The organism is Escherichia sp. KTE52 (assembly GCF_000408325.1).
In the GTDB taxonomy this organism is placed as follows: domain Bacteria; phylum Pseudomonadota; class Gammaproteobacteria; order Enterobacterales; family Enterobacteriaceae; genus Escherichia; species Escherichia marmotae.
Genome location: NZ_KE138680.1, coordinates 2,351,422 through 2,358,186 on the forward strand (window position 1 = coordinate 2,351,422; position 6,765 = coordinate 2,358,186).

Annotated in this window: 5 protein-coding genes; 1 reads left to right on the plus strand and 4 read right to left on the minus strand. The window is 51.4% G+C overall.

Annotated features, from left to right (window positions below):
- Window positions 1-30 precede the first annotated feature (30 nt).
- Both ybaL and fsr read right to left on the minus strand, forming a co-directional pair.
- Window positions 31-1,707, minus strand: coding sequence for a YbaL family putative K(+) efflux transporter (ybaL, locus tag A1SC_RS00895; RefSeq protein ID WP_000546244.1), 1,677 nt, complete (start codon window positions 1,705-1,707; stop codon window positions 31-33).
- Between the two features lie 238 nt (window positions 1,708-1,945).
- A complete protein-coding gene (fsr, locus tag A1SC_RS00890) occupies window positions 1,946-3,166 on the minus strand; it encodes a fosmidomycin MFS transporter (protein ID WP_001251628.1) in 1,221 nt (406 codons plus the stop codon).
- Window positions 3,167-3,386: 220 nt separating this feature from the next.
- Between fsr and ushA the strand changes: the two genes are divergently transcribed.
- On the plus strand, window positions 3,387-5,039 hold the full coding sequence (ushA, locus tag A1SC_RS00885; RefSeq protein WP_001515906.1) for a bifunctional UDP-sugar hydrolase/5'-nucleotidase: 1,653 nt from the start codon (window positions 3,387-3,389) through the stop codon (window positions 5,037-5,039).
- A 36-nt stretch (window positions 5,040-5,075) separates the two neighbouring features.
- On the opposite strand, the gene ybaK is transcribed toward ushA, so the two are convergent.
- Window positions 5,076-5,555: a Cys-tRNA(Pro)/Cys-tRNA(Cys) deacylase YbaK gene (gene ybaK, locus A1SC_RS00880; protein ID WP_000186624.1), complete on the minus strand. Its 480-nt coding sequence runs from the start codon at window positions 5,553-5,555 to the stop codon at window positions 5,076-5,078.
- A gap of 202 nt (window positions 5,556-5,757) precedes the next feature.
- Entirely contained in the window at window positions 5,758-6,552 is a 795-nt protein-coding gene (locus A1SC_RS00875; RefSeq protein WP_016263005.1) for a TraB/GumN family protein, read from the minus strand.
- Window positions 6,553-6,765 lie beyond the last annotated feature (213 nt).

The following is a 6,765-nucleotide window of genomic DNA, read 5'->3' on the forward strand; positions in this document are numbered from 1 at the left end:
AGCATCGCATCCGGCAATGATGTCAATATATTACCCCGTCACCACCTCACCAGCCGGTGGCGCTTCCAGCAGTTCCAGCATAGTACGGGCAATTTCGCGTTCACCCATCACCACCTGATTTGCTCCACGTTCGGAGATATACGCCACCTCATCGTCATAATGGGCACGGGCGATAATCTCAATATCCGGGTTTTGGGTGCGAGCAGAGGCCACAATCTCACCGGCTTCGTAACCGTTGGGAATGGTCAGAATCAGCCATTTCGCGCATTTCAGATGCGCCAGGTGCATTATCTCTTCGTTAGCAGCGTTGCCTAATACTGCGCGAACCCCGCGTTCACGCAACTCATCAACACGGGTTCGTGATGTTTCAATCACCACTAACGGAATATCAGACGCGAGCAATTTTTCCCCCAGCAGGCTGCCCACGCGACCATAGCCCACCAGTATCGCGTGGTTGCAAATATCCACCGGGATCTGTTTCTCTTCTTCGATAGCCTCTTCCAGCGTCTGCTCTTCCAGTGTTTCGGTCTTCGCCAGATATTTCTCCAGCAGCGCGAACAGCACCGGGTTGAGCATAATCGACAGGATCGCGCCTGCCAGCACCAGGTTTTGCCCTGCCTGCGGCAGCAGATTCAGCGCCATCCCCAGACCTGCCAGGATAAAGGCGAACTCACCAATCTGCGCCAGGCTGGCGGCAATGGTTAACGCTGTACGCTGGGAGTGACCAAACAGACGAACCAGGAAAAGCGCTGCCACTGATTTACCAAACAGAATAATCGCCAGCGTAGCCAGCACCGCCAGCGGTTGCTGAATCAGGATCAGTGGATCAAACAACATGCCTACAGAGACAAAGAACAGCACCGCAAACGCATCGCGCAACGGCAGCGTATCATGCGCTGCGCGGTGACTAAGTTCGGATTCGTTAAGCACCATTCCGGCAAAGAATGCGCCCAGCGCGAAGGAGACGTCAAACAGTTCTACTGCACCAAAAGCAATGCCTAATGCCAGCGCCAGCACCGATAAGGTAAACAATTCACGCGAACCGGTTGCTGCGCTCCGCGCCATAATCCACGGCACCAGACGGCGGCCCACCAGCATCATAATGGCGATAAATGCGACCACCTTGCCGATGGTGATCCCCATATCAACCGCCAGCGTGGCAAAGCCAACATCGCCTTGTTCCATCATCCCCGCTACCGCCGGCAACAATACCAGCGTAAGAACCATCACCAAATCTTCCACAATCAGCCAGCCAATGGCGATTTGCCCGCGCTGACTGTCTATCAATTGCCGTTCTTCAAGCGCGCGTAGCAGTACCACGGTACTGGCGGTGGAAAGGCACAGGCCGAACACGATGCCGGTCATCAACGACCAGCCGATCACGGCAGAGAGAGCCATGCCCAGCAACGTCGCCACGGCTATCTGGGCAATCGCGCCGGGAATGGCGATCGACTTTACCGCCATTAAATCCTTTAGCGAAAAATGCAGGCCGACGCCGAACATCAGCAGAATAACGCCCAGCTCCGCCAGTTCCGGTGCCAGTTTAGTATCAGCAACAAAACCTGGGGTAAAGGGGCCAGCCAGCACACCCGCTAACAGATATCCCACCAGAGGAGAAATACGCAGTTTATTGGCCAGCATGCCGAGGATAAAGGCAAGCACAAGGCCGCCAACAATTGTGGTGATAAGCGGGGTGGCGTGATGCATTCCGTCTCCTTTTCCTGGTGGTAGTTGTCCATATTTTGGCCGGGAAAACCAAAATTACAGGTAATAGTTTATGACAATTTCATTGATGATGTTTATGAATAATTGTTGAATTTTGCAGAAAAATGGAATTAGCCGCAAAAAAAGCACGGATCGGAAAAGTGATGAGGTGTATGAAGAGGAAAGGCTTATGGCTACTGCAAAATGAAGCAGCCAAAGTTTACCTTTGGCTGCCGGGAATTCAGGATTTATGCCGATTATCAGGTAAGAATATGGTCAACATTCCCAGAAGCGGCAGGAAAGCACAGATTTTATAAACTAACTCGATGCTGGTATGGTCAGCGAGAAGCCCCAGAACCGCTGCGCCAAGGCCTCCCATCCCGAAAGCAAAACCGAAAAAGAGTCCAGAAACCATGCCGATACGCCCCGGAAGTAGCTCCTGGGCGTAGACCAGAATGGCGGAAAACGCCGAGGCGAGGATAAATCCAATAATCACCGTTAAAATACCCGTCCAGTACAGGCTGGCGTAAGGTAAAATCAAGGTAAACGGCGCAACGCCGAGGATAGAACCCCAAATTACATATTTTCTACCAATTCTGTCCCCCACAGGCCCGCCAATGACGGTTCCCGCCGCGACGGCAAACAGGAAGGCAAACAGATGAAGTTGGGCATTCTGGATAGATAAACCGAACTTTTGCATCAAATAAAAGGTGTAATAGCTGCTGATGCTCGCCATATAGAAATATTTCGAGAAAATCAGGATTAACAAGATGCTGACTGCCAGTACCACTTTGTCGCGTGGCAGCGGGTTAACAATCACTTCTTTCGGTTTGCTTTTACTCATTTGGTGTTGCGCGGCGTACCAGCGGCTGATTTGCGCCAGTACTACGATAGCCAGCAGTGCTGCCAGTACAAACCATGCGACGTTGCCTTTGCCGTAAGGTGCGATGATCACCGCCGCCAGCAATGGCCCCAACGAACTACCAAAGTTACCGCCTACCTGGAAGATAGATTGTGCCAGGCCATGACGCCCCCCAGACGCCATACGCGCCACGCGGGAAGATTCCGGGTGAAAGACCGATGAACCTGTACCGACCAGCGCCGCCGCCAGCAGAACCGCACCAAAACTGTCCGCCAGCGCCAGAAGCACCAGGCCGCTCAGGGTAAAGCACATGCCAATCGGCAGCGACCACGGCATCGGGTATTTATCGGTCCAGTAGCCGACCACCGGTTGCAGCAGAGAGGAAGCGAGCTGGAACGTCAGGGTAATCATGCCAATCTGCATAAATGTCAGAGAAAATTCAGACTGAAGCAGAGGATAAATCGCCAGAATTAGCGATTGGATCATGTCGTTCAGCAGATGCGAGAGGCTGATTGCGCCTAAAATACCAAACGATGTGCGTGCCTTAGTGGTTGACGCAGCCGCGCCCGCCACAGGCTGGGTTTGTTCACTCATTGCCATAGGAAAGTCACTTTTTCAGGGTTGCGATGTAAAGAATTATCTTATTTGTGATTATTACCTGACTAACATACCTGCATGCGCTGTCTTAAGGAAGTCTCAATGCTTAATACAGAATTTCCATTTTTGTATGTAGATTTACCATCACCACACACAGATTTGTCTATTATGTCGCGTCATACTAATTTTCAACACGTTGATATCTGGTCAGGGAGAGAGAAATATGAAGTTTTTGCAGCGGGGTGTGGCATTAGCATTATTAGCCGCATTTACACTGGCGAGTGAAACCGCCCAGGCTTATGAGCAGGATAAAACCTACAAAATTACGGTGCTTCATACCAACGATCACCACGGTCATTTCTGGCGTAATGAATATGGCGAATATGGTCTGGCGGCGCAAAAAACGCTGGTGGATGGTATCCGCAAAGAAGTCGCTGCTGAAGGTGGTAGCGTGCTGTTACTTTCTGGTGGCGACATTAACACCGGTGTACCGGAATCCGACTTACAGGATGCTGAACCTGATTTTCGCGGCATGAATCTGGTGGGTTATGACGCGATGGCGATCGGTAATCATGAATTTGATAACCCGCTCGCCGTATTACGTCAGCAGGAAAAGTGGGCTAAGTTCCCGTTGCTGTCCGCCAATATCTATCAAAAAAGTACCGGCGAGCGCCTGTTTAAACCCTGGGCGTTGTTTAAGCGTCAGGATCTGAAAATCGCGGTTATTGGTCTGACGACTGATGACACGGCGAAAATTGGTAACCCGGAATATTTCACTGACATTGAGTTTCGTAAACCTGCCGACGAAGCGAAGCTGGTGATTCAGGAACTGCAACAGACAGAGAAGCCGGACATTATTATCGCCGCCACGCATATGGGGCATTACGACAATGGTGAGCACGGTTCAAATGCTCCGGGCGATGTAGAGATGGCGCGCAGCCTGCCTGCCGGATCGCTGGCGATGATCGTCGGTGGTCACTCGCAAGATCCGGTCTGTATGGCGGCGGAAAATAAAAAACAGGTCGATTATGTTCCTGGTACGCCTTGTAAACCGGATCAACAAAACGGCATCTGGATTGTGCAGGCGCATGAGTGGGGGAAATACGTGGGGCGGGCTGATTTTGAGTTCCGCAATGGCGAAATGAAAATGGTCAACTACCAGTTGATTCCGGTGAATCTGAAGAAGAAAGTGACCTGGGAAGACGGGAAAAGTGAACGTGTGCTTTACACCCCGGAAATCGCTGAGAACCAGCAAATGATCTCGCTGTTATCGCCGTTCCAGAACAAAGGCAAAGCGCAACTGGAAGTGAAAATTGGCGAAACCAATGGTCGCCTGGAAGGTGACCGCAGCAAAGTCCGTTTTGTGCAGACCAATATGGGACGATTAATTCTGGCGGCACAAATGGATCGCACAGGCGCTGACTTCGCGGTGATGAGCGGCGGCGGGGTTCGCGACTCCATTGAGGCTGGTAATATCAGCTACAAAAACGTGCTGAAAGTGCAGCCGTTCGGCAATGTGGTGGTGTATGTGGATATGACGGGTAAAGAGGTGATTGATTACCTGACCGCCGTCGCGCAAATGAAGCCGGATTCCGGTGCCTATCCGCAATTTGCCAACGTCAGCTTTGTGGCGAAAGACGGCAAACTGAACGACCTGAAAATCAAAGGCGAAGCAGTCGATCCGGCGAAAACTTACCGCATGGCGACATTAAACTTCAATGCCACCGGTGGTGATGGTTATCCGCGCCTTGATAACAAACCGGGTTATGTGAATACCGGCTTTATTGATGCTGAAGTGCTGAAAGGCTATATCCAGAAAAACTCGCCGCTGGATGCGAGCGCATATGAGCCGAAAGGTGAGGTAAGCTGGCAGTAATCTGAAAGTGCCGGATGTGCGCATCCGGCACAATGCTTAATCGCGGCGAGCAATATCGGCAAATTTCGCATCGAGGATCTTCGCCAGATCGCCTGCTGCCAGTTCGATATCTAACCCGCGTTTACCACCAGAAACATAAATGGTGGCAAATTCTTGCGCGGGGGCGTCGATGATCGTCGGCAGACGTTTTTTCTGCCCCAGTGGGCTAATTCCCCCAACCAGATACCCCGTGGTGCGTTGTGCCACCATCGGATCGGCCATCTCCACTTTCTTGGCACCCAGCGCCTTTGCCACCTTTTTAAGATCCAGTTGACCTGCGACTGGCGTAACGGCTACCGCCAGATGTTTCATATCGCCGTTCACCGCGACAAGCAGCGTTTTGTAGACCTGATCCGCATTTAAACCTAATTTTTTGACCACTTCATCGCCAAAATTAGTTTCAGCCGGATCGTGATCGTAGGTATGAATCTGGAAAGAAATCTTGTTTTTTTCGAGTAATTTAACTGCGGGTGTCATCGTAATTTTCCTGCCTCAAACAAAAAACGGAGAAAGCATACGCCTGATGGCGGCCCAAAAAAAAGAGTCATCTTGCCTAAGAGTATTGGCAGGATGGTGAGATTGAGCGACAATCGACTTACACCGTCGCTTAAAGTGACGGCATAATAATAAAAATATGAAATTCCTCTTTGACGGGCCAATAGCGATATTGGCCATTTTTTTAGCGCAGCATCTGCGGCAAATTCCCTTCTCCATATAAGTGCAGTGCGCCAACCGCGACCACATAGCACCCCGGCGGCATAGCGCGTAATTTATCCCGCCAGGCAAGATTGCGCTGGTGCATCAGCACATCGTACAGCGACTGACTGAATGTATTGGGCAGCGTTATTTCATTATCTTGCGGTGGCGCATTCAGCCACCAGCTCATCATTTGTTGCAACAACCGGGCGTTGGTATGCCAGTGGGTCAGAGTATCGTCCAGCAGTGCCAGTCCGTTGTCGGGAAGCTGGAGCAACATGGCAATCTGATTTTCTGCCCCTTCCAGTTCAATCACGGGCTTATGTTGTTGCTTCGCTACCTGCAATAACTGGTAATCGATACCATATTCTGCCCGCAGCCCCAGTTTTTGCGCCTGTGTCGCCTGAAGAACCATCGCAATTTGCCACAGCGGTTGAGTAGAAAACAGCGAGGGAGAAATGCCCATCTCCTGGCTAATGTGTTGCAGGTTTTGCATCTGTTCTTCGCTGATACGCTCTTCCAGCGCCTCGCAGGAAGGGAGATTGGCAAATGGGGTATCGCTGGTGGAAACATCCGCCTCGACGATAAGCGCATCGGCTTGTTTGAGTTTTTTGAGCAGCCGGGCGGGCAGGGGAGCCATATCGTGGCTACCCATATGAATACTGCCAATGAGATGAAAATGACGATTACCGGAAAGAGAGATATCGATAGCAGGCCAGGTGTAATGATTACCGCGCAGCGCAGCCCAAAGTGTTTTTACCCGGTACAACAGATCCATACGACCTCCCTTTGTGAAATATCATGCTAGCGCGCGGGGAGGAATGGCGCAAATGGAGTTGATTGTTGCACTTGTGCACAGTGCTTTGTCCAGTAAACCGGACAAGGCGTTCACGCCGCATCCGGCCCTGAGCACTATTGCCTGATGCGACGCTGACGCGTCTTATCAGGCCTACAAACTTGTGCCCGAACCGTAGGCCGGATAAGGCGTTCA